Below are 24,723 nucleotides of genomic sequence, written 5' to 3' on the forward strand. Positions count from 1 at the left end.
GAGAGACCTAGTGAGTCGGCCCAAGGAAGGCTAGCCATCGGCGTTCGGCGAGACGGAACAGGCCGACCAGCGCAAAGGTTACGGTCAGGTAAATCAACGCGGCGATACCAAACGACTGAAAGGTCAGGAAGGTTGCCGAGTTGGCATCCCGCGCCACTTTGAGGATGTCGGGAATGGTCGCGGTGAACGCCACGGTGGTCGAGTGCAGCATCAGGATCACTTCGTTGCTGTAATACGGCAACGAACGGCGTAAGGCTGAGGGCATGATCACGTAGGCATACAGCTTCCAGCCCGTTAGCCCGTAGGCCTTGGCGGCTTCGACTTCACCGTGGTTCATGCTGCGAATCGCCCCGGCGAAAATCTCAGTGGTGTAGGCGCAGGTGTTGAGCGCAAACGCCAGGATTGTGCAGTTCATCGCATCGCGGAAAAAGCTGTCGAGCAACGGTTGCGCACGCACGGCGGCCAAACTGTAGATCCCGGTGTAGCAAATCAGCAACTGAATGTAGAGCGGCGTACCCCGGAAGAGGTAGGCGTAGAACTGTACCGGCCAGCGAATGTAAAAGTTTGGCGAAACCCGGGCGATGGACAGCGGGATCGACACCAGAAAACCGAAGAAGATCGATGCACTGAGGAGCCACAGAGTCATGGCCAGCCCGGTGATGTGGTAACCGTCCGTATAAAGGAAGGGTTTCCAGTATTCCTGCAAGAGTTCAATCATCGTACTGCCTCCCTGGAACCCGCGGCGTAACGGCGTTCGAGCCAGCGCAGGACGAAGTTGGAGGCGCTGGTGATCAGCAAATAAATCAGCGCCGCCAGCACTAGGAAGTAAAACAGCTGGTAGGTGCTTTTACCGGCGTCCTGCGCTGCCTTGACCAGGTCCGCGAGGCCGATGATTGAGACCAGTGCGGTGGCCTTGAGAATTACCATCCAGTTATTGCCGATACCCGGCAGGGCAAAACGCATCATTTGCGGGAACACCACAATCCGAAAGCGTTGCCCGCGTTTGAGTCCGTAGGCCGTGGCGGCTTCGACCTGGCCCTTGGGCACGGCGAGGATCGCCCCGCGAAAGGTCTCGGTGAAGTACGCACCATAAATGAAGCCCAGGGTGATGACCCCGGCGCTGAACGGGTTGATCTCGATGTAATCCCATTCCATGAAGTCGGTAAAAGACGTCAGCCAGGTTTGCAGGCTGTAAAAAATCAGCAGCATCAGCACCAGGTCGGGGACGCCGCGAATCAGCGTGGTGTAGAGCTGAGCCGGTACGCGGAGCAGTTTGACTTTTGACAGCTTGGCACTGGCGCCCAGCAAGCCGAGCAACACGGCCACCAACAGCGACAGTACCGATAATTTGATGGTCATCCAGGTGCCCTGCATCAGCAGCGGACCAAAGCCCTTGAGGCTGAAGGCTGAGAGCCCCAGGTTTTGTAAGAGGTTTTCTAACATAAATCAGCAACCTGATCCGTGTGAAAAAAGCGCCCATCGCAAGATGGGCGCCGGGCATTATTTGCCGCTGTACAGATTCAGATCGCCAAAGTGTTTCTTCTGAATGGTGGCGTAGGTGCCATCGTCGTGTAACGCTTTGATACCTTTATCCAAGAGTGCCTTCAGGTCTTTGTTACCTTTCGAGATACCGACAGCCGTTTTGGCTGGCAGCAGTGGGTCGTTAACCGGCTTGCTGACTTCGTAATCGGCGCCTTGTGGCGACTTCAAAAAGCCCAATTCAGCCTGCAACATGTCCTGAATCGAGGCGTCCAGACGACCGGAGGTCAGGTCAGCATAGACCTGGTCCTGGTTGGCATAGGCCTGAGTGGTTACGCCAGCCTTGTCCAGCACGGCCTTGGCGTAGGCTTCCTGGATGGTGCCTTGTTCGTAGCCGACCTTCTTGCCCTTCAGCGACGCGATGTCCGTTGTAACGCCAGAACCCTTTTTGAACACGAAGGATGTCGGGCCGGAGAACAGCTCGCTGGAGAAGTCGATGACTTTTTCGCGGGCTTCGGTGACGGTCATCGACGAGATCACACCGTCGAATTTATTAGCTTTGAGGCCCGGAATCATGCCGTCGAAATCGCTTTCGACCCATTTGCACTTGACCTTCAGCTCTGCACAGATCGCATTACCCAGATCGATATCGAAGCCAACCAGGCTGCCGTCGGCCGCTTTGGACTCGAACGGTGCGTAGGAAGGGTCAACGCCAAACCGCAATTCTTTGTATTCCTTGGCCAGCGCGGAGCCAGCGGCCATGCACAACGCCAGTGCAGAAAGGGTCAGCAATGCTTTTTTCATTATTCAATCCCTAAAAACCAATATGAGCGCTTGTGGCGCAGAATTATTGTTACTGGAAAGCGTAAGACCTAATGAAAGTAGCAATTTCCGAACCATAGTCCCGAACAAGCGTTTTAAAAGGTAATTAAAGAACGGCGCGGAGGGGATTCGCGCCCAAAAATGGGCATACGCAAAAGCGCGCACTGAAGCGGTGCAAATCATCATCCTGGTTGGGTGTGAGCACCACCGTTTATGTCGGTCATTGCGAAGACCGAAGCGATCCACGTTTCGACGCAAGATTTTGAGAATCAGAAAGCTCAGACAGAATTCCTGGATTAGTCCTACATCAATCCATTTCCCCCATTGCTAACGTCTCGTCTCTTTCGCGAGCACAGGCTATGGACGGTTTGGACGTCGCGCTTTCATGTCCTCTGGGCTTTAAGGAAAAGCGTATGTCCGGGTCGACCAATGCGGCGCATTGCACGCAGCACATCCCCGCTGTTCGTTACGATTTCAAGGTGCTGGCGTCAGCCGGATGTCACCCGCTAACCCGAAGCTTATTACCCTCAACAACGTGACTGTGACGTTGTTGAAGGAACAGTCTTGGAAGAACACATGCCCCCACTTTCCTCGCTGCCGATCCCCGGACACGGAGATCTGCCGGATTACGATGTATGCCTGCCTGCGCACTTGCGCGCCGACGCGGGTCGCTTGATTCGTTACCTGCACCAATTGCCGTATCTACCCGTGCGGTACTGCCCCCAGTGCGGCAATACCAACATAACGACCCACAACAACCGTCGCGGACAACGCCTCACGCGGTATTACTGCTGTTCCTGTCGCAAGAGTTGCAACTGTCTGAGCAACACGCCTTTTGCAAAAATGAGTCGGATGGATTTGTGGTCAACGTTTGCTGTTTATTTATTGGCCGGTTGGCCCAGCGTCCAGGTAACGTCTCGTCTGGGCGTCAATCACAAAGTCTATTTCACTTGGGGCCGAGCGGTCCGCAGCGTAATGCAGGAGGAGTGCCCTGAGTTGCTCCAGTGGTGGGTGACACGCCATAGCCGCGAAAACCTGGAGCCGCCCGAGCACATTGCAGAGCAACAGCGGGCGGTCGTTACTTGGATAGAGACGACGTTGGGCGCTCAGCACGCGACGTGTCCCAAGTGCGCGGGGACAAAGACTTACCGAATCAAAGGTGCTCGACCGAAGTTTAAGTGTGAGCCCTGCGTGACCTGCTTTTGTATCCTGTCGGTGACCCCTCTGGTGGGCATGATCCGCACTGAGCTCTGGGTCGATTTCGTTAAGGGGGTGATGGATGGCCTAAGCATTCAGGACTTGAAGCGGCGCTCCGGGCTAGGCATGGGGGCCAGTACCCGTTGGCGTGAACAGTTTTTATTGCTGATCGAACAACGGGGGTATCAAGAACTGCTGCAATGGATCACCTGGATGCGCAGTCGGCGTAACAATGAAACGGTCAGGTTTGTACGAAATGGCGGTTATCTCGACCAAGCTACCTGCTCGATTTATCCGCAGGGCGCGCGAAAGGGCCGGTTTTCGCCCAGCACGCCAACGTGAAATCACGGTTGGCTGAACAGTAGGACATGCTCAGTGTTAAAGGCTGGTTTGACGATGCAGGTGCGGGCGAGCGCTCTGGCGATAGAAGTCGGTTTAGCCCAGCAAATCCTGCAACGTTGCCAGGCTGTCCGCCTCTTCGACCGACTTGTCTTGTCGCCAACGCAGCATTCTTGGAAAGCGCACTGCAATCCCGCTCTTGTGGCGCCGGGAGAGGGCGATTCCTTCAAAGCCCAATTCAAACACCAGCGACGGTTTGACACTGCTGACCGGCCCGAACTTCTCCACGGTGGTTTTACGCACGATGCCGTCTACCTGGCGCATTTCTTCATCGGTCAGCCCGGAGTAGGCCTTGGCAAACGGCACCAGCGAGCGTTCGCTGGCATCGGGTGGGCCGTCCCAGACGGCAAACGTGTAATCGCTATAAAGGCTGGCCCGGCGGCCATGGCCCCGCTGGGCGTAGATCAACACCGCATCGACGCTGAACGGTTCGACTTTCCATTTCCACCAGACGCCCACGTCCTTGGTGCGGCCCACGCCATAGCGTGCATCGCGAGCCTTGAGCATCATGCCTTCGACGCCCAGATTGCGCGAAGCCTCACGCTGCGTTGCAAGGTCGAACCAGTCTTCGCCGGTCAGCACGGGTGAGGCCAGTAGCACAGGGTTATTGCAGTCGCTGATGACCTGTTCCAATTGCAGGCGCCGTGTGGATTGCGGCTGGTTGCGCCAGTCTGCGCCTTGCCATTCCAGTAGGTCGTAGGCGAGGACCGCCACAGGCACCTCATCGAGGACTTTTTTGCCCAGCGTTTTACGGCCAATCCGCTGTTGCAACAGAGCAAAGGGCAGTACGGCGGGGGATGTCGGGGCACGCGGGTCGAAGGCATCCTCGGTGTCCGGCGTGGGGCTTTTCCAGGCGACGATTTCCCCATCGATCACCGTTCCGTCAGGTAAGCCCTGCACCAGGCTGTCCAGTTCCGGAAAGCGCTCGGTCATCAATTCTTCGCCCCGAGACCAAACCCACAGCCGACCTTCACGCTTGACCAGTTGCGCGCGGATGCCGTCCCACTTCCATTCCACTTGCCACTGGCTGGCGGGGCCGAGCAGGGCGTCAAATTGCTCGACCGGTTGCGGCAGCGCGTGAGCGAGGAAAAACGGATAAGGCTGACCGCCCCGTTGCGCATGTTCGTCGTCGGACTGAGGGGCGATCAGTTTCAGGTAACTGGCGGCGCTCGGGCGGTTGGACAGGTCGGTGTAACCGACCAACCGTTGCGCCACCCGTTTGCTGTCGAGCCCGGCCAGGGCGGCGAGCGCACGGGTGACCAGCAACTTCGAGACCCCGACCCGAAAGCTGCCGGTGATCAGTTTGATGCAGAGCATCAGGCTCTGGCGGTCCAGTTGCGACCACAGTTCGGGCAGTCTCCGGGCCAGGTGTTCTGGCGACTCACCGCGTAGCGGCAGCAGTTTGTCCTCGAGCCACACGGCCAACCCGTCAGTTGAAGTGTGAGGCGCTTCGGGCAGTACCAGCGAGATGGTTTCCGCCAGATCGCCGACCGCCTGATAACTCTCCTCGAACAGCCACGGCGAGAGTCCGGACGACGCCACGGCGAACTCCCGCAGCCTACGCACCGGCACCAGTTGTCGAGGGCGTCCGCCAGACAAAAAGTACACCGCCCAGGCCGCATCGTGTGCGGCTGCCTGGGCGAAGTAGCGTTGCATCGCCGCCAGTTTGGCGTTGCTTGAGGTGGTGGCGTCGAGTTCTGCATACAACTCGGCAAAGGCCTTCATGACGCCCCCTCGACGCGTTCCGGTTCGACGGCGGCGTGGTCTTCCTCATCATCGCCATATTCGGTGCTGAAGCTTTGCGCATCCAGACCTTGCTCGAGCAAGTGGCGCACTAATACGCCGACCGAACCGTGAGTGACCATAACCCGCTCGGCGCCGGTCTGTTCGATGGCCCAGAGCAAACCGGGCCAGTCGGCATGGTCCGACAGTACAAACCCGCGGTCGACACCGCGTCGGCGACGCGTGCCGCGCAAGCGCATCCAGCCACTGGCGAAGCCATCACTGTAGTCGCCGAAACGGCGCATCCAGTTACTGCCACCCGCCGAGGGCGGGGCAATCACCAACGCTTTGCGCATCATCGGATCGCTCTTTTTCACGTCGCCGGCATAGAGCGTGGGCGGCAGGTAAACGCCGCTATCGCGATACACCCGGTTTAGCGGTTCTACCGCCCCGTGCGCCAGGATGGGGCCGATGCCGGCATCAATGCCGTGCAGAATTCGCTGAGCCTTGCCGAAGGAGTAGCAGAACAGGACGCTGGTTTTATCCACGGCGGCGTTGGCCTGCCACCACTGATTGATCTCGGAAAAGATCTGCGCCTGAGGCTGCCAGCGATAGATCGGCAGCCCAAACGTCGATTCGGTGATGAAGGTATCGCAGCGCACCGGTTCGAACGGTGTGCAGGTGCCGTCGGGCTCGATTTTGTAATCCCCCGAGGCGACCCAGACTTCGCCACCGTATTCCAGGCGCACCTGCGCCGAGCCCAGGACATGGCCCGCTGGGTGAAAACTCAGGGTGACGCCGTGGTGCAGCAACCGCTCGCCATATGCCAGGGTTTGCAGGTTGATGTCCTGACCCAGTCGCGCACGCAGAATCCCTTCGCCGGGGGCGGCCGCCAGGTAATGAGCATGACCGGTGCGAGCATGGTCGCCGTGCGCGTGGGTGATGATCGAGCGTTCGACGGGGCGCCACGGATCGATATAGAAGTCCCCGACGGGGCAATACAGGCCTTCGGGGCGCGCAATAACAAGGTCCATGCTGTTACCAGAAGGGAGGGCTTGTTAGCTATGAGGTTTGGGCGGGGTGAGAAGTTCTATGCAAATGTCAGGTGAGCGACATTCCAAGGTGCAACGAGCTGGCTCGCTCCACCTTGGTGATGGCACTTCGGGCGTGGAAGGTTACTTGCCGGGCACCAGCGTCAACCGTGTCGTGCCATACGCCTTGTCAAAATTCTGCGGCTGCATCGGCAAACTCAGGTACTGCCCTTTAAGCCACGGATCGATGCTGTCGAGGTAGTTTGGGCTGGCCGGGTTGCCGGATTGACCGGTGCCGTTCTGGCCCATCAGCGGTTCGGCCTGGCCGAAGTCGACGATAAAGCGCATGGACGGCACCCTTAGGGTGTTGAAATCCTGACCCCAGGCGAATGCCGCCGTGTTCAGCGTGGTGTGGTCGCCGCCGGCCGGCACGGGGCCGCGCACGGTCTGGCCGCTGGCATTCTTCCACTCGTAACGGTGCAACTTGCCCCACTGCCAGGCGTTGTGATCGCCGCCTAACTGGCTGTCGCCTGCGCTGATCGCTGCGGCCAGGCTACGGGCGAGGATGGTTGGTTTGTCTTCTTTGTTCGGGGTTCGACTGTCATCCCAGAACGGGCTGTCTTCGCGACCGAGCAAGTGATCTGCCTGCGCTGAGTAGGACAACGAACCGTTGGCAATGAACGCTTTCCACGTCGGGCTGTTTTCCGGGCCCAGTTCGTCGAGGAAAATCTGTTTCATGCTTTCTTGCAGGAAAAGCTCATAGATTGCCGCATCGGCGGACGTCGAACTGAGCTTGCCGTCGAACGCCATCAAACGCGTGTAGGCTTCCCGAGCCTTGGCCCGATCAGCTGCGGGCAGCGCTTCGATGGCTTGCTTCAGCGGTTGAGCCATGCCCGGTGCTTCGAACATTTTTTTCAGCTTGGCCGCAAATGTCGTGGTCTGGTCGTATTGCATGGCAATCAGGCTACGGCTGTCGTGCTTACCCGCGCCGGCCAGCTCGGCCAAGCGCTCGCCACGCTCCGGCGCCGCCCAAGAGTTGGACAACTGCATACCGTAACCATGGGGAATGACCCGCTGGTTGGCGGTGCCGACCCAGCCCTGGGTCGGGTCCTGGTCATACGGGTGGAGCATCGGATCGGCGTAACCGTCCCAATCGTAGCGACCTTCCCAGCCCGGCGAGGGCAGCAGGCCTTCGCCTTCACGGCGGTTCGGGTAGCGACCGGTGACCTGCCAGCCAATGTGGCTGGCGTCGGCAAACACCAGGTTCAGGGCAATGGCGCGTATTTCACGACTGGCGTCCGATGCTTTCTCGACATTCTGTGCCCGGGACAAATCGAAAAAAGCGTCCAGGGTTTTGTCATCGGTGAAGCTCGGCGTCTGTAACGCCAGGCCGAAACCATTGGCCAGCGTCAGGCCCTGAGCGCTGTTGAGCAGTGGGCCGTGGCGGGTTTCGTACACCGCTTCGCGAATCGGCCGTTGGCCTTTGACGAAGTAGGTTTCGTTACGAACCATGGCCGGCTGCCATTTGCCGCCGCTGCTTTCGTAGGAAAGACCGTTGCCTTGGCGTTTGATTTTTTCCAGGAACAGGTCTTGGTTGTCACCCATCACCGCGGTCATGCTCCACGCCACTTTGCCGTTGAAGCCACCGAGCACCATCGGCAGGCCGGCAATCGACACCCCGGCGGCCTGGTATTTCGGTGCGCGAATCTGTACGTAGCTCCACAACGCCGGCACGCCCATCGGGCCGTGGCTGTCGCTGGCCAGCAGGCTTTTGCCGCTACGGCTGCGTTGCGGTGCGATGGCCACGTTGTTCGATGAGGTGGAACCCAGCAGATTCAGATCGGACAGTTGGCCGGTGGCTTTACTGAGTTGCGCCAGCCCCGGAACTTGCCCACTGAGCTTGATGCCCTGAAGCTTCTGCGCCTCGCCCATGGACAGTTTTTCGTCGGGGGCGGACGGGGTCAGCCACGCCAGTTTGTCGGTGCTGACCGTTTGGGCCAGCACCAGCGAGGAAATCTCTTGCGGCAGGTTGGCCGATTGACTGAAGTTCAGCAGGCAGAAAATCAGCGCCGAATCTTCCGGTTGCCAGTATTCAGGTTTGTAACCGGTGGCCGCGAGGTCTGGCGGAAGCTTGTCGCGGTAGCGGAACAAGTAAGCGTTGACGCCCCTGGCATAGACTTCGAAGAAGCGCTTGAGGCGTGGCGAAGAGGCTTTGTACAGCTCGCCCGCGCTTTTCTTCAAGTTGACCGCGCGCATGTAGCGGTCGGCGTCGAGCAGATCGGGGCCGGACATCTCTGCCAAGCGCCCTTCGGCGAGCAGGCGCATGGTCACCATCTGGGTGATGCGGTCGCTGGCGTGGACATAGCCGAGGGTGAACAGGGCGTCGTGGAAGCTGCTGCTTTCGATCAGCGGCATACCCATGGCGTTGCGTCGCACCGACACGTTTTGCGCCAGACCCTTGAGCGGCTGCACGCCGGAGGACGGCGGGAGGGTGTCCTGTGTGTTCCAGGTCTGACAACCGGTCAGGCTCAAAACACTGGCCACTGCTGCGGCAACGCCGAACCGGGGAATAAAATGTATAAGGGCTGGCGAGGCCATGGCAAAGCTCCTGCGGGGGTGGTGATGCAATAAAGGCGCTACGTTAGTGAGCAGGAGGTGGCCGCGCAAGCGGCGGCGGGGTTATTTCTTCACAGTGATCGCTCCACGGGGGAGCGATCAGTGACAATCGGTCAGGACTTGGGTGGGTTGACCTGCGCGGCGATGGCATACGCCCTCACCGTCGCCGGCCGCTCCTTGATGTGGTTGAACCAGCGCAGCACATTCGGGAAATCATCCAGGTTCTGACTCTGCCACGTGTGGGAAACGATCCACGGATAGATCGCCATGTCGGCAATGCTGTATTCACCGCCGGCCACGAAGGCATTGTTCGCCAGTTGCTTGTCGAGCACGCCGTACAGGCGCGCCGTTTCATCAATGTAGCGCTTGATCGCGTAAGGGATTTTTTCCGGGGCAAACTGGCTGAAGTGATGATTCTGCCCCGCCATAGGTCCTAAACCGCCCATTTGCCAGAACAGCCACTGCAACACTTGCTGGCGTGCGCGCAGGTCTTTGGGCAGGAACTGGCCGGTTTTTTCCGCCAGATACAGCAGAATGGCCCCGGATTCAAACAGCGATAACGGCGCACCGCCGTCGGCCGGTTCGTGATCGACGATGGCTGGGATTTTATTGTTCGGCGAGATTTTCAGGAATTCAGGCTTGAACTGCTCGTTTTGGCTGATGTTGACCGGGTGTACGTCGTACTTGAGGCCGGCCTCTTCAAGAAAAATCGAGATTTTGTGGCCGTTGGGGGTGGTCCAGTAATACAGATCAATCATGGCGTGCTCCAGGAAATAGGCGTCGTTCAATACTGACAGCAGCCGCAGGCATAAGGTCGTCCTGTTTTACCGTAGGGCTTGCCTGTGAGAAAAGGTGATGCTCAAGTGTGCGAAATTCAATGACTCGACATGAGAAAAGTCAGCATGGAGCTCAAGACCAACGCGGCGTTGATCATCATCGATCAGCAAAAAGGCATCCTGAATCCTAAATTGGGTCGCCGAAACAATCCTCAGGCTGAAACGCACATGCTCGAATTGCTGAGTCATTGGCGTCTGACCGGACGGCCAGTGATTCACGTGCAACACCTCTCCCGATCACCGGAGTCGGTGTTCTGGCCAGAGCAATCGGGTGTGGAGTTTCAGCAACGTTTCCAGCCGTTAGCCGGAGAACAACTGATTCAGAAAAAAGTGCCGGACGCATTTTGTGCGACAGGGCTGGAGGTCAGCTTGCGCACGGTGGGCATCGATCAATTGATCATTGTGGGCGTCGCCACCCATAACTCGGTGGAGTCTACGGCGCGAACGGCCGGTAATCTCGGGTTTGAGTCATGGGTGGTTGAGGATGCGTGCTTTACCTTCGACAAGGCCGACTTTTTCGGCACCGCCCGTTCAGCCGAGGACGTGCATGCCATGTCGTTGGCCAACCTGCACGGCGAATATGCGACGGTCACCTGTACCGCACAGATCATCGCCGCAGGCTGAAACCCGGTGCAAGCCGTCCTGCTCGCGAAGGCGATTCAACCGGCGAAGCAGATCTTCGCCCGAAGCCTCAAGCGCCGTGGCATTTTTTGAATTTCTTGCCGTTGCCGCAAGGGCAAGGGTCGTTGCGGCCGACATCTTTCAGCGCGTTACGCACCGGTTCCTGGTGCGCGTGGCCGCAGTTCGGGCCGTGGACATGGCCATGGTCGTGATCATGGTGGTCGTGTTGGTCATGATCGTGGTTGCAGTCAGGGCCATGGACATGCGGTTGCTGGGTCATGCGGGTCACTCCGGAATTAAATCGGCGGTGATTATCACGCCATTGCGCGCCACGTGCACGTAGTGCGCGATGAATAGACCGGTCTCCAGCGTTCCCTCCAGGCGATAAGGGATGGGTTGGTCGGGATTTTTCAGCAGTTTCACCAGCCCCCGAACCTGGGGCCACAGGTTGGTGCGGATCGGCACCTTGAAATAGGCGCTGCGTTTGGGACCCACGGTAAACCAGTGTTCGTGCTCGCCTTCGGTCAGCAGAATATCGCCTACGTGAATGCTGTAATCGAGACTGCGCACAGTCAGGTCGCTGTCATTGGGGTTGTCGACGCGAAAGTGCAGCAGGAATCTTTGCTCCAGCAGCTTGGCCCTTATGACCTCGACCTTGACCAGGTACACCTGCGGGTCCGGCTCGTCGTCACTGAACCAGGACGCGCAGCCGCCCAGGCTCATGAATATGAACAGCGTGAGCACAGGCAGTGCTCGGTACTGAAGAGCTTGGCGCAGACTGAGCATGGTGGTGTTTCTCCCTTGACGATCTTTTGTGCTCAAATCAACTGCCAAAATACCCCGCACAACACTTCTTGAATTTCTGTCCGCTCGCACAGGGGCATGCCTCGTTGCGCCCGGACTTGAGTTGCACGGTGGGGTCGATGAAGTACCAGTGCCCCGCGTTTTGCACAAAGGAGGAACGCTCGCGGTGGCTGTGCTCACCGGTGCTGTCGTGCCAGCGCGCGGTGAAGGTGACGAAAGCATGTTCCGGCTGGCCGCCGAATACCTCGGAGCTTTCCACCTCCAGGCCTAGCCAAGTGCTTTGCGAACTCCAGTCGCTGATGGATTGGCGATCAAGGCCCTTCTGCTGGGCGGGCAGGGTGGTCGCCACCAAGTAATCCACCAACCCCAGCACATAAGCGCTATAGCGCGAACGCATCAAGGCTTCGGCGCACGGCGCCGGGTGCCCGGCATGGTAATGGCCGCAGCAGGCATCGAGCAGCGTGCCGCTGCCGCAAGGGCAAATGGATGTACTCATTGCGTTACCACCAATATTTCCCGAAGTTTTCCGGATTGGCCCAAAACCTGGAATTAAGCCAGTCCGGCACCTGTTTATAGTCCAGCAAATCATAGGTGAACAGGGTCAGCACCTGATCGTCGCGCTGGAAACGTTCGCTCGCTTGCAGGGCCAGGGAGAAAAAATCCGTCTCCAGCCAACCACTGGCCTGCAAGTCCGCCAGGACCGCGATGCGACTGGCGTTGAGGTTGCGGATGCCGCCAAGCAGGTTCAGGCCATCGCGTTTGGGCAAGTGCTCCAGACAATCGACCACCAGCGCCAGATCAAAGCGCTGTGCCGCCAGTGCTTGGGGCAATGCGCCAGGCGCCGCAAAGGCGACGCAACTGTCGGGGTGTGCGAGCTTGAAGGCCTCAAGCGCGGGGAACTCGCTGGCGCCAATCAGCAACAGGCGTGCGGGGGCGTAGCGATCAAGCAAGGCGGCCAGTGCTTGCTGGGGCGTGCGCGGAGAAATACCTGCAATCATCGAAGATCCTCAATCAGAACGCCAAGACTAGCTTGCTCGAAGAGCGGGGCCTAGCGCCTGTTTCTCGCAGAGGGCCAAGGCACCGTGAATACGGGGTAAAACAGCAGTGGGTTGGTGCGGGTGTCTGTGGTCAATGCCAAACCCGCAGACGGCTGGCAACCAGGCGCTGCGAGCGCGGTGAAAAAGCCGCCCTGTGATATTGCACTTCAACCGTTGACGCAGGACGTTAACCCTTGATCTAGAGCCATTGGGCGATGATTGTCGGCGCAGCGGCGTTCATTCGAGCTGCGGCAGAAGAATTTTGCATTGTCCTCTGGCTTATCTCGCGTTGAAGCCGGTACTGTGCGCGCAAAGAATAATGTTGCAGGGGGAGGTTGTATGAAAGTGTTCTGGGGGCTGGGGAAGGCGCTCACATGGCTGTTCTGGCTGGTAGTGCTGGTCAATGTGCTAATTCCGTTTGTCAAACCGTTGCACTCGTTGGTCAATCTGGCCGGCGGCCTCTTACTGCTTATCCATCTTCTGGAACTGCTGCTGTTCAACGGCCGCTTCAAAGGTCGCGCCCACCCTTGGCGAGATCGTCTGCAAACACTCTTTGTCGGCATTTTCCATTTGCAAACCATCCCGGCCCCGGCCGTACCGGAGGCTTCCCATGCGTAAACTGTGTCTGCTCGCTGCGCTCATCAGTCCATTAGCCTGTGCCCAAGTGGTGAGTGTTGAAACCAACTCCTTGATGCGGTTGCCTAACACCGCCAGCACCTTGCAACTGGAACGCCTGGAAGTGGCCGATTACGGCACGCTGCTGATTCCCTCGAACGTGACCGAGGTGACAGTCGGCGAATTGCGCCTCGGCCGTGAGGCACGGATTGCGATTGTGCCGAGCGAGCAGCCTCTGGAATTGAAAGTCGAGCGCGCCGAGTTGTCCGAAGGCAGCCTGATTACCGCTCGCGGCGCACCGGGGACTTACCTCAAGGCCGCGCGTTCCGGGCGTAACCTCAATGTGCAGTTCAAGGTGCTGAAAGCTGCGCAACTGACTGTCGATGCACGAGGCGGCGCCGGTACGCCGGGGTTCTTTGGACTCGACGGCGCCAATGGTCAGGAGCCTGGCTGCACGTGGGGCCAGGCCGGTCATGGTGCCGATGGCAGCAACGGTACTGATGGTCAGTCGGGTGCGCCGGGTGCGTTGGTTCGGCTCCAAGTGCCTCGCGATTACCCGGCAGAGCGCATCGCCGTCCAGGTCGCGGGCGGTGCGGGCGGCTTGCCAGGGCCGGGTGGCAAGCCGGGGGCTGGCGGTAAGGCCAAGGGCTGTTTCGTGTACAAAACTGACGGCGCAAAAAGCGGACGCCCAGGCCTTGACGGCCAGCCAGGGCCTGTCGGTGCAGCGGGTTCGGTGACTATTCAGCGGTTTTAAGCATTGCCGAGCGTCTACGGCGAGGGGGGCATGACCCCCTCATCCGTTTCAGAACATCGGCCGAGCCGCGGCAATCGCCACCAACACCAGCCCGACAATCAGATTGATCCCCACCAGTCGGCGAATTTTCCCGAGCACAGCCGCACCGGTTGGCCAGTCCTGCGCCATCACGGCGGTGCGCAACTCCGGCAGCAGCAACGCCTGAATCCGTATAAACAGCGCGGTCATCACGATGTACAAGCCCATCATTACTTGCACGTACCGTGGCGCTGCCTCGAAACCTGAATATTGCAGATGAATCATGCCCACACCGCTGATCGGCAACAGCACCACGGCGACCCAGACCCAGCGGAAAAAACCTTGAAACACTTCTACCCACAGCTTCAGCCGAGCGGGACCTTCCAGGGCGCTCATCGCTGCGGGACGCAACACCATCCAGGCGAAAAACATGCCGCCCACCCACACTAGGGCTGACAGGACATGCAGGGTATAAACCAGGCTAAAGGCGGTCATTGAGGTACTCCGTTCTGCGCGGGATTAATTAGCGGGGTATGATAGCGGCCGATCCGAACCACTGAAAATTTATCCAGCGTTTTTTGCGCCCGACAATCCATGATCAGCACCGAACTCAAAACCACGATCCAGGGCGCTTATACGCGTTTTCTCGAAGCCAAGAGCCTCAAGCCGCGCTACGGCCAACGTCTGATGATCGCTGAAATCGCCAAAGTCCTCGGTGCCATCGACACCGACGACGAAGGTCGGCGCAGTGGCGACCCTGCGATTGTCGCGGTGGAAGCCGGCACCGGTACGGGCAAAACCGTGGCTTACGCGCTCGCGGCGATCCCTACCGCCAAGGCCGCCGGTAAGCGTCTGGTGATCGCCACGGCCACCGTGGCCTTGCAAGAACAAATCGTCTACAAGGATTTACCTGACCTGATGCGCAACAGCGGGCTGAATTTCAGCTTCGCGCTGGCCAAGGGCCGTGGGCGCTATATGTGCCTGTCCAAACTTGACATGTTGCTCCAGGAAGGCCACGCACAAACCGCTACTGCGCAGCTTTTCGAAGAAGAAGGCTTCAAGATCGAGGTCGATGAAGCCAGCCAGAAGCTGTTCACCAGCATGATCGAGAAGCTCGCCGGTAATAAGTGGGACGGCGACCGCGACAGCTGGTCCACCGCTCTGGAAGACGCTGATTGGGCGCGTCTGACCACTGATCACAGCCAATGTACCAACCGTCATTGCCCGAACTTCGGCCAGTGTGCCTTCTACAAGGCACGCGAAGGCATGGGCAAGGTTGACGTGATCGTCACTAACCACGACATGGTACTGGCCGACCTGGCCCTGGGCGGCGGCGCTGTGCTGCCGGATCCGCGCGACACCATTTATGTGTTCGACGAAGGCCACCACTTGCCAGACAAGGCAATCGGTCACTTCGCCCACTACACGCGCCTGCGCTCCACCGCCGACTGGCTGGAAACCACCGCCAAGAACCTCACCAAACTGCTGGCCCAGCACCCGTTGCCGGGCGATTTGGGCAAGCTGATCGAACAAGTGCCGGAACTGGCGCGAGAGATCAAGACCCAGCAACAGTTCATGTTCACTGCCTGCGAGCAGGTCGCCGATTTCAAACCGGGTGAAGACGTTGAAGGCCGTGAGCGGCCGCGTCATCGCTTCGTCGGCGGAGTGATTCCCGAGCACATGCGCGAGATGGGCATTGAGCTGAAAAAAGCCTTCGCCCGCCTGACCGATCTGTTCACCCGCCTCACCGAACTGCTCAAGGAAGGCATGGACGGCGAGGTCAACATTGGCATCGCCAGCAACCAGGCCGAAGAGTGGTATCCATTGTTCGGCAGTTTGTTGTCGCGCTCTTCGGGCAATTGGGAGTTGTGGACCGCCTTCACCGTCGAAGACCCGGAAGACAGTCCGCCCATGGCCCGCTGGCTGACCTTGGCCGAAAGCGGCTCGCTGTTCGATATCGAGGTCAACGCGAGCCCGATCCTGGCTGCGGAAATGCTTCGTCGTAACCTGTGGAACGTGGCCTATGGCGCGCTGGTGACCTCGGCCACCCTGACGGCGCTGGGCACTTTCGACCGCTTTCGCATGCGTGCCGGGTTGCCAAAAAAAGCCGTGACGGCGGTGGTGCCGAGTCCGTTTCATCACGCTGATGCCGGCGTGTTGCGGGTGCCTGACCTCAAAGCCGATCCCCGGGATGCGCCGGCCCACACCGCGGCCATCATTCGCGACCTGCCGGGTCTGGTCGAAGGGTCGCGAGGCACGCTGGTGCTGTTCTCCTCGCGCAAGCAGATGCAGGACGTATTTGATGGCCTGGACCGAGACTGGCGCAAACAAGTGTTCATTCAAGGCAACCTGTCAAAACAGGAAACCCTGAACAAGCACAAGGCTCGGGTCGATGGCGGCGATTCCAGTGTGCTGTTCGGCCTTGCCAGTTTCGCCGAGGGCGTGGACTTGCCTGGCGCGTATTGCGAGCACGTGGTCATCGCCAAAATTCCATTCTCGGTGCCCGACGATCCGGTAGAAGCCGCGTTGGCCGAGTGGATCGAAGCCCGGGGCGGCAATCCGTTCATGGAAATCTCGGTGCCGGACGCCTCGCTGAAACTGGTCCAGGCTTGCGGTCGCTTGCTGCGTACCGAAGAGGACCGCGGCACTATCACCTTACTCGACCGGCGTCTGGTCACGGCCCGTTACGGCAAGGCCATCCTCAATGCGTTGCCGCCATTTCGACGTGAAATTTCCTGACACAGGGCTGGGCAATTTTGCCCAACCCGTTGTCTATCTCTCTGCCATCGCTTTTCCGCTGGCCATTGTTGGTCTTTAGGGAGAACTTCGTTCTTATGATTCGCCGTTCGTTGCCTGCTGTATTGACCTTGTTGTTCGCAACGCCCCTGTTGGCCGCTCCCGCAGGGCAGCAGACGCTGTTCAACTTTGTACGCCCCGCCGACGTGGTTCAGGTGGTGACCCAGGACACCAGTTTGCCGCAATCCAATGCCGAACAAACGGCCGAAGGCGAAGTGCTACGCCGTGTTACGTTCAACCCTGTAGCCCAGCCGACTTTGCGCTTGACCCCGCAAACCGGCGTCTGGGACTGGTCGCAGTCGGGCGTCATGACCCTGCGTGTCCAGAGCGCGATGAGCTGGGCCGTCACCCTGTATGTGAAAATCCAGAGCAGCGATGGCAAGACCCTGGCCAGCCGCGTCGATCTGCCGGCGGGTCCTGCGCAAACCTTGCTGGTGCCGTTGATTGCCTCGTCGCCGTTGCGCCTGGGGATGAAAGCCGGGCCGCCGATGCCGATGATGTTTGACGGTCAGCGCGTATTACTGACCAGCAGCGCCGGTGAACTGGACCGCAGTCAAGTGGTGTCGGTGACCCTGTCGATGGATCAGCCGAAAGTCGCCCAGCATATCTTGCTGGAGCGCTTCGGCGTGCAAGACGGCGAGGCTGTGACCCAAGCAGCATATGGCGCTCTTGTGGACGCTTACGGTCAATCGACCCGGGCCAAATGGCCAGAGAAAATCAGCAGCGACGAACAACTCAAAGCCGCCGCCGCCAAAGAGCAGCAACAGTTGAAAATCTGGCTGGCGGAGCGCGAGAAATCGTCTCTGGACACATTTGGTGGTTGGAATAAAGGCCCGGCCTTCAAGGCCAGCGGCTTCTTCCGCACCGAGAAACGCGACGGTCGCTGGTACCTGGTGACGCCCGAAGGTCATCCGTTTTATTCGTTAGGCGTGAACACCGTCGCCCCTGACGTCAACCAGACCTACATCGCCGGTCGCGAATGGATGTTCGACGCGCTGCCAAAACCCGGCGAGCCGCTGGCCAGCCACTATGGCGAGGGCGACAACCGCAGCGGTAATGGGGCCGATCAGGGCCGTGGCTACAACGCCGGTCGCTGGTACGACTTTTACGGCGCCAACTTGCAACGCCTCAATGGCCAGCCTTGTGTGGCTGGCAGTGAAACCAAGGCCGGCGTCGCCGAAGCCGCAAAAGCGGATGCACAAACCGTCGAACAACCGGCCGCCGCGCCATGCAATCCTGAGGCTGTCGACGAAAAGCGCTGGGCCATTCATACCCTGGATCGCCTGCAAGCCTGGGGTTTCAACACCCTCGGTAACTGGAGTGCTCCAGTGCTGGGCAACGCGGACCGAGTGCCTTACACCTTGCCGCTGTCGATCGTCGGCGATTACGCGAGCATCAGCACCGGTTCGGACTGGTGGGGTGGCATGCCTGACCCGTTCGATCCGCGGTTTGCCATGGCCACTGAACGTGCCGTGGCCATCGCGGCTCGGGATCACCGCGACGATCCATGGTTGATCGGTTACTTCGCCGACAACGAATTGGCCTGGGCCGGGCCTGGCGATGACCCGAAGTCTCGCTATGCGCTGGCGTATGGCACCTTGAAAATGACGACGGACGTGCCGGCCAAACGTGCATTCCTCAAGCAACTGCGTGACAAGTACCGCAACCAGGCGGGGCTCTCGAAAGCCTGGGGTATCGACTTGCCTGCGTGGGAGCTGATGGAAGACCCGGGCTTTGTACCGCCGCTGCCAAGTGCTGAGCACCCGGAAATCGAGGCTGACTTCAAATATTTCCAGAAGGTCTTCGCCGACACCTATTTCAAGACCCTCTCCGACTCACTCAAATGGCATGCGCCGAACCAGTTGTTGCTGGGCGGCCGGTTTGCAACCAGCACCCCGGAAGCCGTTGAGTCCTGCGCGCGCTTTTGCGACGTATTGAGCTTCAACATGTACACCCTGCAACCTCAGGATGGTTACGACTTTGCGGCATTGCGCAGCCTGGACAAGCCGGTGCTGATCACTGAGTTCAACTTCGGTTCGGCTGACCGTGGCCCGTTTTGGGGCGGCGTGACGCAACTGGCCAAGGAAGAAGATCGTGGCCCCGCTTATGCCAATTTCCTCAAACAGGCGATGAGCGAACCCTCGATTGTCGGCGTGCATTGGTTTCAGTACCTCGATCAACCCGTCACCGGTCGACTGCTGGATGGCGAGAACGGTCACTTTGGTTTGGTGGGTGTGACGGACCTGCCGTTCCAAGGCTTCGTCGACAGCGTGCGTAAAAGCAACTTGCTGGCCATCGATCAACTCGGCAAAGAGGCCGAGAAGGCCAAGGTCGAGGCGGATAAAGCCGCCCACGACGCGCAGGGTGGCAGAAAAGGCGATGCCGGCAAAGGCGCGGGGCATGGCAGCGACCATGCCGGTGGGCACTCCGGTAATGGCCACTGATCGCCGCTTAACCCGCGGCGTGAGCTTGTTACACAACGGTTCTGATCAATTCATTAGGCGACCGCCCGGCACGGCCCTGTTCCCAAAACCCTCAAGGGCTGGAACAATGCGTGCCGAGGTGTAGCGCGTTAATTCAGGGGGGCATTGCGGGTGCAGATTCAGGGTCATTACGAGCTTAAGTTCGAAGCCGTGCGCGAAGCCTTTGCCGCCTTGTTCGACGATCCTCAGGAGCGCGGTGCAGCCTTGTGCATTCAGGTGGGGGGGAAGTGGTGCTTGATCTCTGGGCCGGCACCGCCGACAAGGATGGCACCGAGGCCTGGCACAGCGACACGATCGCTAACCTGTTCTCCTGTACCAAGACGTTCACTGCGGTGACGGCTTTGCAATTGGTGGCCGAAGGCAAGCTGCAACTGGATGTTCCGGTCGCTCGCTACTGGCCTGAGTTCGCGGCGGCGGGCAAAGAGGCCGTGACCCTGCGCCAATTGCTCTGCCATCAGGCGGGTCTGCCAGCGCTGCGTGAGTTGTTGGCCCCCGAGGCTCTTTATGACTGGCCCATCATGGTCGAGGCGCTGGCCGCCGAAGCACCTTGGTGGACCCCCGGTGAAGGCCACGGTTACGCGGCCATCACCTACGGTTGGCTGGTAGGCGAGTTGCTGCGTCGGGCCGATGGTCGCGGACCGGGTGAATCGATTATGGCGCGGGTCGCCAAGCCGTTAGGGCTAGACTTCCATGTCGGTCTGGCTGACGAAGAGTTCTATCGCGTGGCGCATATCGCCAGGGGCAAGGGCAACGTCGGCGACGCAGCCGCCCAGCGCTTGCTGCACGTGATGATGCGCGAGCCGACGGCCATGACCACTCGGGCGTTTACCAACCCGCCGTCTATCATGACCAGCACCAACAAACCGCAATGGCGGCGGATGCAACAACCGGCGGCCAACGGCCATGGAAATGCGCGCAGTCTGGCGGGTTTCTATGCCGGATTGCTGGATGGTAGCCTGCTGGAAAGCGACATGCTTGACGAGCTGACCCGTGAACACAGCGTGGGCGAAGACAAGACTTTATTGACCCAGACCCGTTTCGGCCTGGGTTGCATGCTCGATCAACCGGACGTACCGAACGCCACTTTCGGCCTCGGCCCACGGGCATTCGGTCATCCGGGCGCTGGCGGTTCCATCGGTTTTGCTGATCCGGAACATGATGTTGCTTTTGGTTTTGTGACAAATACCCTTGGACCCTACGTCTTGATGGATCCGCGCGCGCAATCGCTGGTGCGGGTTCTTGCTACCTGTTTGTAAAGATTTTCAGAAATTTCCTACGCGGGAATTCCGTAACTTTTTTGGATTCAAAGCGTCTGTTTAGGCGGCCTGATGTGGGCCTGATTGTTCATTACTTCATTTTGTGGAACTCCAATGTCATACAACAAAACCCTCGCTTTGGCAGTGTGCTTCGCTATCACAGGTTGTGCACAGACTCCGCAAAATGACGCCGAAGGCAGCCGCTGGTGGCAGTTCGGCTCTTCCGACAAAGTGGCGACCAAAGATTCTGTTGCTGCGCCTTCTACGGCACCTGCCGCTGCCGCTGCCGCTGCTCCCGCCCCGGCCCAGTTGAAACCTGCCGCGACCGCGCCGGTTGCTGCCAGCGAAGGCGCGACTCATTGGTACTGGCCGTTCGGTTCTGATGCCGCGGCCAACAAGGTGGCTGCAACGCCGGACGGCAAATCTGCCGTAACGCCTGCCGCAGCCGCCAAACCGGACGTCAAACCTGCCGCCCAGCCGACTACAGTCGCCAAGGCCGACGCCGACGCGGGTGCCAAATGGTGGTGGCCGTTCGGCGCCAAGGACCAGAGCGCTGCCAAGGACCAGAGCGCGGCCAAGGTTGTACCGATGCCGGACCCGAAAATCACCCAAGCCTGGCTTGACGACTATGAGCCGCGTCTGCGTGAAGCGATCAAGGACAGCAACCTGAAACTTGAGCGCCGCGAAAACGTGCTGGTGGTGACGGCCCCGGTGGATGGCTCGTTCAACCCTAAACGTCCGAACATGCTGCTGCCGGCCACCCTGGGTCCTTTCACCCGCGTTGCGAAAGTCCTTGAAGTCGATCCAAAGACCTCAGTGCTGATTCTTGGTCATGGCGATACCCAGGTCGTCGGTCCGGAAAACCAGAAACTGAGCCAGGAACGCGCCCAGTCGGTCGCGGCGATCTTCCGTCTCAGCGGTTTGCAGCATGATCGCTTGATACTGCGTGGCATGGGCGGCGAGAACCCGCGTGCAGCCAATGACAGCGCTGAAGGCCGCGCCTTGAACCGTCGCGTGGAACTGCTGGTTACTCCTCAAAACACCATGCTGGCGTTGCTGAGCAAGTACAGCGTGCCGTCTCAGGCCCCAGTAACCATGGTGGCGGTCCAGGACGTCAAGCCCGCGGCGAAACCTGCGCCAGTCTCCAAGAAAGCGGCTGCTTCCAGCACTAAAAAAGCAGCGGCAAAAAAACCTGCTGCCAAGGCTCCAGCCAAGAAAGCGCCAGCCAAAGCGGCAACGCCTGCGAAGAAAGCAGCGCCGGCCAACGCTGATGCTGATACGAAGAAAGTGGCAGCAACGGATGCCGCGAAAAACTGATCTTCAACCCCAAGGAGTGCGCCATGACCCAGGCCCTGGCTGATATGCGTCGCGACTACACCCGCGACGGCCTGAGCGAGGCGCAAGCCCCGGCCGAGCCGTTTGCGCTGTTCCACCAGTGGTTCGCCGATGCGGTGAGCACTGAACAGGCGCCGGTAGAGGCCAACGCCATGACCTTGGCCACTGTTGATCAGGACGGTCGGCCGCACTGCCGGATTCTGCTGCTCAAGGGCCTGGACGAGCAGGGATTCACCTTCTTCACCAATTACGAAAGTGCCAAAGGCCAACACCTGGTGGCGAATCCGTTCGCCGCCATGACGTTTTTCTGGCCGAGCCTTGAGCGTCAGGTGCGTATTGAAGGTCGTGTGGTGAAGGTTTCGCCGGCGGAGTCTGATGCGTACTATCAGGTCCGGCCTCTGGGCAGTCGGCTCGGTGCGTGGGCGTCGCCCCAGAGCCGGGTGATCGCCGGCCGTGAAGAACTGGAAAACCTGCTCAAGGCTACCGAGCTGCGTTTCAGCGACACCCAGCCTGATTGCCCCGAACACTGGGGCGGTTATCGTTTGCTGCCGGAGCGCATCGAGTTTTGGCAAGGCCGCCCGAGCCGTCTGCATGATCGCCTTAATTACCGGCTGCAAGGTGCCGAGTGGATTCTTGAACGCCTGGCACCCTGAGCGGTCTACCGGACGATGTAACCTGCCGCGGCGGCTTCAAGCCATTGCGGCAGGTCACGACGCTTGATTTTCTGTGCTTGAGCGTTCGCCAGTTGCTGAAGCATGAAGGCTTTCTTCGCTTCGTCGCCGCCGGCCAGCGCCAATGCAAGATCACGGTCCATCCAGCGTTTGATCCGCACGTACAGCCATCCGTGGAAGTACAAACCGGCAACGGTCGTGATCAAAATGATGAAGTAGTCCATGAAAATCCTGGTGGTGGCAGCGCAGTTTTTGTCATTTGCCGCTACTGTTCGGTGAGTTCCGAGGCGCCTGTACTGGGCCTGAATGAAAACACTTTTATCCGGGCGACGCCGTGACAGGTGTCAAGCTGCGGAGTTTAATGATTACTTGTCCTTTGGAGTTTGATGCTATGCGTAAGTCTGTTCTGCTGGTTGCTTCCTTTTCCACGATGGCGATGTTGCTCACTGGCTGCCAATCCAGCCTGACCGGTGACTCCTACTCCCGTGACGAAGCGCGTCGCGTGCAGACGATTCGTATGGGCACCATCGAATCCCTGCGCCCAGTGAAAATCGAAGGTACCAAGACCCCTATCGGCAGCGTCGCCGGTGCTGTGGTCGGTGGTGTCGGTGGCAGCGCAATCGGCGGCGGTCGTGGCAGTGTCGTTGCAGCGGTGATTGGTGCCGTGGCGGGTGGTTTTGTCGGTTCAGCCGCTGAAGAAGGCTTGACCCGCACCCAGGGTGTTGAAATCACTGTGCGCGAAGACGACGGCAGCATGCGCGCCTATGTGCAGCAGGTTCAGGAGAATGAAGTGTTCCGCGTTGGCGAGCGGGTACGGATTTCCACTGTTGGTGGTACGAGCCGCGTTTCGCACTAAACGCAGGCAGATAAAAGAAAACCCCGATCAGGTCACTGGTCGGGGTTTTTTATGTTTATGGTCTGGCTAAGCCGCGGGCAGTCCCTTCTTGCGACTCGCCGCTGCGGTTACCGCGTAACCGATCAGTGCCGCCAGAATTGAACCTGTGAGAATGCCCATGCGATCCATGCCTGCGTAGTCACTGACGCCGGGCTCAAACGCGAGTGAACCGACAAACAGGCTCATCGTGAAGCCGATGCCGCAGAGGATGGCGACGCCCAGCACCTGCCCCCAGTTGGCGCCTTGGGGCAGGGCGGCGATGCCGATTTTTACCGCCAGCCAGGTGAGGCCAAAGACGCCGACGGTCTTGCCCAGCAGCAGGCCGACCGCGATACCCATCGGCACGTGGTGGGTGAAGCTTTCCAGGGTCACGCCGCTTAGGGACAGGCCGGCGTTGGCGAAGGCGAACAGCGGCAAGATGCCATAAGCCACCCAGGGGTGCAGGGCGTGTTCCAGGGTCATCAGCGGCGAGGGCTCAGCATTTTTGGTTCGCAGCGGAATGCAAAAAGCCAGGGTCACGCCGGCCAGTGTCGCGTGGACACCGCTCTTGAGTACACACACCCACAGGATCATACCGATGATCAGGTAGGGGCCGAGCTTGATGACGCCGAGCCGGTTCATCGCAATCAGCGCCACGATGCAGGCCCCAGCCAGTGCCAGCGACAAGGTCGAGAGGGTGCCGGAATAGAAAATCGCGATGACGATGATGGCGCCAAGGTCGTCAATGATCGCCAGGGTCATCAGGAACAGTTTCAGCGACACGGGCACCCGCTTGCCGAGCAAGGCGAGTACGCCGAGGGCGAAGGCGATGTCGGTGGCCATCGGGATGGCCCAGCCGCCGAGGGCTGCCGGGTTGTCACGGTTCAAGAACCAGTAGACCAATGCCGGCACGACCATGCCGCCAATCGCGGCGGCGCCGGGCAGGACGATCTGCGAGGGCTTTGACAATTGACCGTCGAGGACTTCGCGTTTCACTTCCAGCCCAATCAGCAGGAAAAACAAGGCCATCAGCCCGTCGTTGATCCACAGCAGCGCCGGTTTGGCGATTTGCAGCGCGCCAATTTGCGCCACCACCGGCGTGTCGAGAAAGCTGCTGTACAGCCACGACAGCGACGAATTGTTGATAATCAGAGCCAGGGTGGCAGCGGCGATCAGTAAAAGCCCGCTGGCAGCCTCTAACTGAAAGAAGCGCGTGAAAGTGCTACGCAGAGGCAAGGTCACTCTCCATTAATGAATTTAAAAGGTGGCACACCCTAACCTGTGTCGTTAGTTGTTAAAACAAAAGTTATATTCTTTTTTGTTATATGCCGTTACAAGGTGGATGGCTGTAATTCGC

The 24,723-nt window shown here is 59.4% G+C and carries 23 protein-coding genes and 1 pseudogene; 10 read left to right on the forward strand and 14 right to left on the reverse strand.

All coding sequences use genetic code 11. The annotated features are described in order from the left end of the window. Positions 1-7: 7 nt before the first annotated feature. From RHM68_RS05860 to RHM68_RS05870, 3 genes are read right to left on the reverse strand one after another with little or no spacing between them, the layout of a single operon-like run. A complete protein-coding gene (locus RHM68_RS05860; RefSeq protein ID WP_322220970.1) occupies positions 8-718 on the reverse strand; it encodes an ABC transporter permease in 711 nt (236 codons plus the stop codon). After that, complete coding sequence (locus RHM68_RS05865; RefSeq protein WP_322220971.1) at positions 715-1,443, reverse strand: ABC transporter permease; 729 nt, start codon at positions 1,441-1,443, stop codon at positions 715-717. Before RHM68_RS05865 ends, RHM68_RS05860 begins: the two co-directional genes overlap by 4 nt. Positions 1,444-1,500: 57 nt before the next feature. Beyond that, positions 1,501-2,283 carry a transporter substrate-binding domain-containing protein gene (locus RHM68_RS05870; RefSeq protein WP_322220972.1) on the reverse strand — a complete coding sequence of 261 codons (783 nt, stop codon included), beginning with the start codon at positions 2,281-2,283 and terminating at the stop codon, positions 1,501-1,503. Between the two features lie 1,209 nt (positions 2,284-3,492). Between RHM68_RS05870 and RHM68_RS05875 the strand changes: the two genes are divergently transcribed. Beyond that, complete coding sequence (locus RHM68_RS05875) at positions 3,493-3,840, forward strand: hypothetical protein (protein WP_322220973.1); 348 nt, start codon at positions 3,493-3,495, stop codon at positions 3,838-3,840. Positions 3,841-3,933: 93 nt separating this feature from the next. Here RHM68_RS05875 and RHM68_RS05880 read toward each other — a convergent pair whose 3' ends face one another. The 4 genes from RHM68_RS05880 to RHM68_RS05895 all read right to left on the reverse strand — a co-directional run bounded on the left by RHM68_RS05880 (position 3,934) and on the right by RHM68_RS05895 (position 10,024). Further along, entirely contained in the window at positions 3,934-5,622 is a 1,689-nt protein-coding gene (locus RHM68_RS05880; protein ID WP_322220974.1) for an ATP-dependent DNA ligase, read from the reverse strand. After that, positions 5,619-6,653, reverse strand: a complete 1,035-nt coding sequence (locus RHM68_RS05885) for a ligase-associated DNA damage response exonuclease (protein ID WP_322220975.1) — start codon at positions 6,651-6,653, stop codon at positions 5,619-5,621. The genes RHM68_RS05880 and RHM68_RS05885 overlap by 4 nt, the downstream gene beginning before the upstream one ends. A gap of 141 nt (positions 6,654-6,794) precedes the next feature. Next, complete coding sequence (locus RHM68_RS05890; protein ID WP_322220976.1) at positions 6,795-9,248, reverse strand: penicillin acylase family protein; 2,454 nt, start codon at positions 9,246-9,248, stop codon at positions 6,795-6,797. A 131-nt stretch (positions 9,249-9,379) separates the two neighbouring features. Then, positions 9,380-10,024, reverse strand: a complete 645-nt coding sequence (locus RHM68_RS05895; RefSeq protein ID WP_322220977.1) for a glutathione binding-like protein — start codon at positions 10,022-10,024, stop codon at positions 9,380-9,382. Positions 10,025-10,168: 144 nt separating this feature from the next. On the opposite strand from RHM68_RS05895, the gene RHM68_RS05900 reads away from it, so the two are divergent. Next, complete coding sequence (locus tag RHM68_RS05900) at positions 10,169-10,726, forward strand: cysteine hydrolase family protein (protein ID WP_322223702.1); 558 nt, start codon at positions 10,169-10,171, stop codon at positions 10,724-10,726. A 67-nt stretch (positions 10,727-10,793) separates the two neighbouring features. Here RHM68_RS05900 and RHM68_RS05905 read toward each other — a convergent pair whose 3' ends face one another. From RHM68_RS05905 to RHM68_RS05920, 4 genes are read right to left on the reverse strand one after another with little or no spacing between them, the layout of a single operon-like run. Next, the gene (locus tag RHM68_RS05905) at positions 10,794-11,003 is read right to left on the reverse strand and encodes an SEC-C metal-binding domain-containing protein (RefSeq protein ID WP_122837732.1); all 210 of its coding nucleotides are present in this window, start codon (positions 11,001-11,003) and stop codon (positions 10,794-10,796) included. Positions 11,004-11,008: 5 nt separating this feature from the next. After that, complete coding sequence (locus RHM68_RS05910) at positions 11,009-11,509, reverse strand: LEA type 2 family protein (RefSeq protein WP_416195226.1); 501 nt, start codon at positions 11,507-11,509, stop codon at positions 11,009-11,011. Positions 11,510-11,546: 37 nt separating this feature from the next. After that, entirely contained in the window at positions 11,547-12,023 is a 477-nt protein-coding gene (locus RHM68_RS05915; protein ID WP_322220978.1) for a YchJ family protein, read from the reverse strand. 4 nt (positions 12,024-12,027) lie between these two features. Further along, on the reverse strand, positions 12,028-12,525 hold the full coding sequence (locus RHM68_RS05920) for a DUF6231 family protein (RefSeq protein WP_322220979.1): 498 nt from the start codon (positions 12,523-12,525) through the stop codon (positions 12,028-12,030). A gap of 378 nt (positions 12,526-12,903) precedes the next feature. On the opposite strand from RHM68_RS05920, the gene RHM68_RS05925 reads away from it, so the two are divergent. Then, entirely contained in the window at positions 12,904-13,182 is a 279-nt protein-coding gene (locus RHM68_RS05925) for a DUF1145 domain-containing protein (RefSeq protein WP_322220980.1), read from the forward strand. Next, entirely contained in the window at positions 13,175-13,933 is a 759-nt protein-coding gene (locus tag RHM68_RS05930) for a collagen-like protein (RefSeq protein ID WP_322220981.1), read from the forward strand. Before RHM68_RS05925 ends, RHM68_RS05930 begins: the two co-directional genes overlap by 8 nt. A gap of 48 nt (positions 13,934-13,981) precedes the next feature. Here the strand turns inward: RHM68_RS05930 and RHM68_RS05935 are convergent, their stop codons facing one another. Next, positions 13,982-14,446: a CopD family protein gene (locus tag RHM68_RS05935; protein ID WP_322220982.1), complete on the reverse strand. Its 465-nt coding sequence runs from the start codon at positions 14,444-14,446 to the stop codon at positions 13,982-13,984. Between the two features lie 99 nt (positions 14,447-14,545). On the opposite strand from RHM68_RS05935, the gene dinG reads away from it, so the two are divergent. The 5 genes and pseudogenes from dinG to pdxH all read left to right on the forward strand — a co-directional run bounded on the left by dinG (position 14,546) and on the right by pdxH (position 22,474). Then, on the forward strand, positions 14,546-16,690 hold the full coding sequence (gene dinG, locus RHM68_RS05940) for an ATP-dependent DNA helicase DinG (RefSeq protein WP_322220983.1): 2,145 nt from the start codon (positions 14,546-14,548) through the stop codon (positions 16,688-16,690). 95 nt (positions 16,691-16,785) lie between these two features. Then, on the forward strand, positions 16,786-19,191 hold the full coding sequence (locus RHM68_RS05945; protein ID WP_322220984.1) for a beta-agarase: 2,406 nt from the start codon (positions 16,786-16,788) through the stop codon (positions 19,189-19,191). A 150-nt stretch (positions 19,192-19,341) separates the two neighbouring features. Then, positions 19,342-20,486: pseudogene (locus tag RHM68_RS05950) on the forward strand (serine hydrolase domain-containing protein). 114 nt (positions 20,487-20,600) lie between these two features. After that, positions 20,601-21,803, forward strand: a complete 1,203-nt coding sequence (locus RHM68_RS05955) for an OmpA family protein (protein WP_322220985.1) — start codon at positions 20,601-20,603, stop codon at positions 21,801-21,803. A 23-nt stretch (positions 21,804-21,826) separates the two neighbouring features. Beyond that, positions 21,827-22,474, forward strand: coding sequence for a pyridoxamine 5'-phosphate oxidase (pdxH, locus tag RHM68_RS05960; RefSeq protein ID WP_322220986.1), 648 nt, complete (start codon positions 21,827-21,829; stop codon positions 22,472-22,474). Between the two features lie 5 nt (positions 22,475-22,479). On the opposite strand, the gene RHM68_RS05965 is transcribed toward pdxH, so the two are convergent. Next, positions 22,480-22,716, reverse strand: a complete 237-nt coding sequence (locus tag RHM68_RS05965; RefSeq protein ID WP_322220987.1) for a hypothetical protein — start codon at positions 22,714-22,716, stop codon at positions 22,480-22,482. A 167-nt stretch (positions 22,717-22,883) separates the two neighbouring features. Here RHM68_RS05965 and RHM68_RS05970 point away from each other — a divergent pair, with 167 nt between their 5' ends. Beyond that, entirely contained in the window at positions 22,884-23,348 is a 465-nt protein-coding gene (locus RHM68_RS05970) for a glycine zipper 2TM domain-containing protein (protein ID WP_322220988.1), read from the forward strand. Positions 23,349-23,414: 66 nt separating this feature from the next. On the opposite strand, the gene nhaA is transcribed toward RHM68_RS05970, so the two are convergent. Further along, positions 23,415-24,602, reverse strand: coding sequence for a Na+/H+ antiporter NhaA (nhaA, locus tag RHM68_RS05975; RefSeq protein WP_322220989.1), 1,188 nt, complete (start codon positions 24,600-24,602; stop codon positions 23,415-23,417). Positions 24,603-24,723 lie beyond the last annotated feature (121 nt).

The organism is Pseudomonas sp. DC1.2 (assembly GCF_034351645.1).
Classification (GTDB): Bacteria; Pseudomonadota; Gammaproteobacteria; order Pseudomonadales; family Pseudomonadaceae; genus Aquipseudomonas.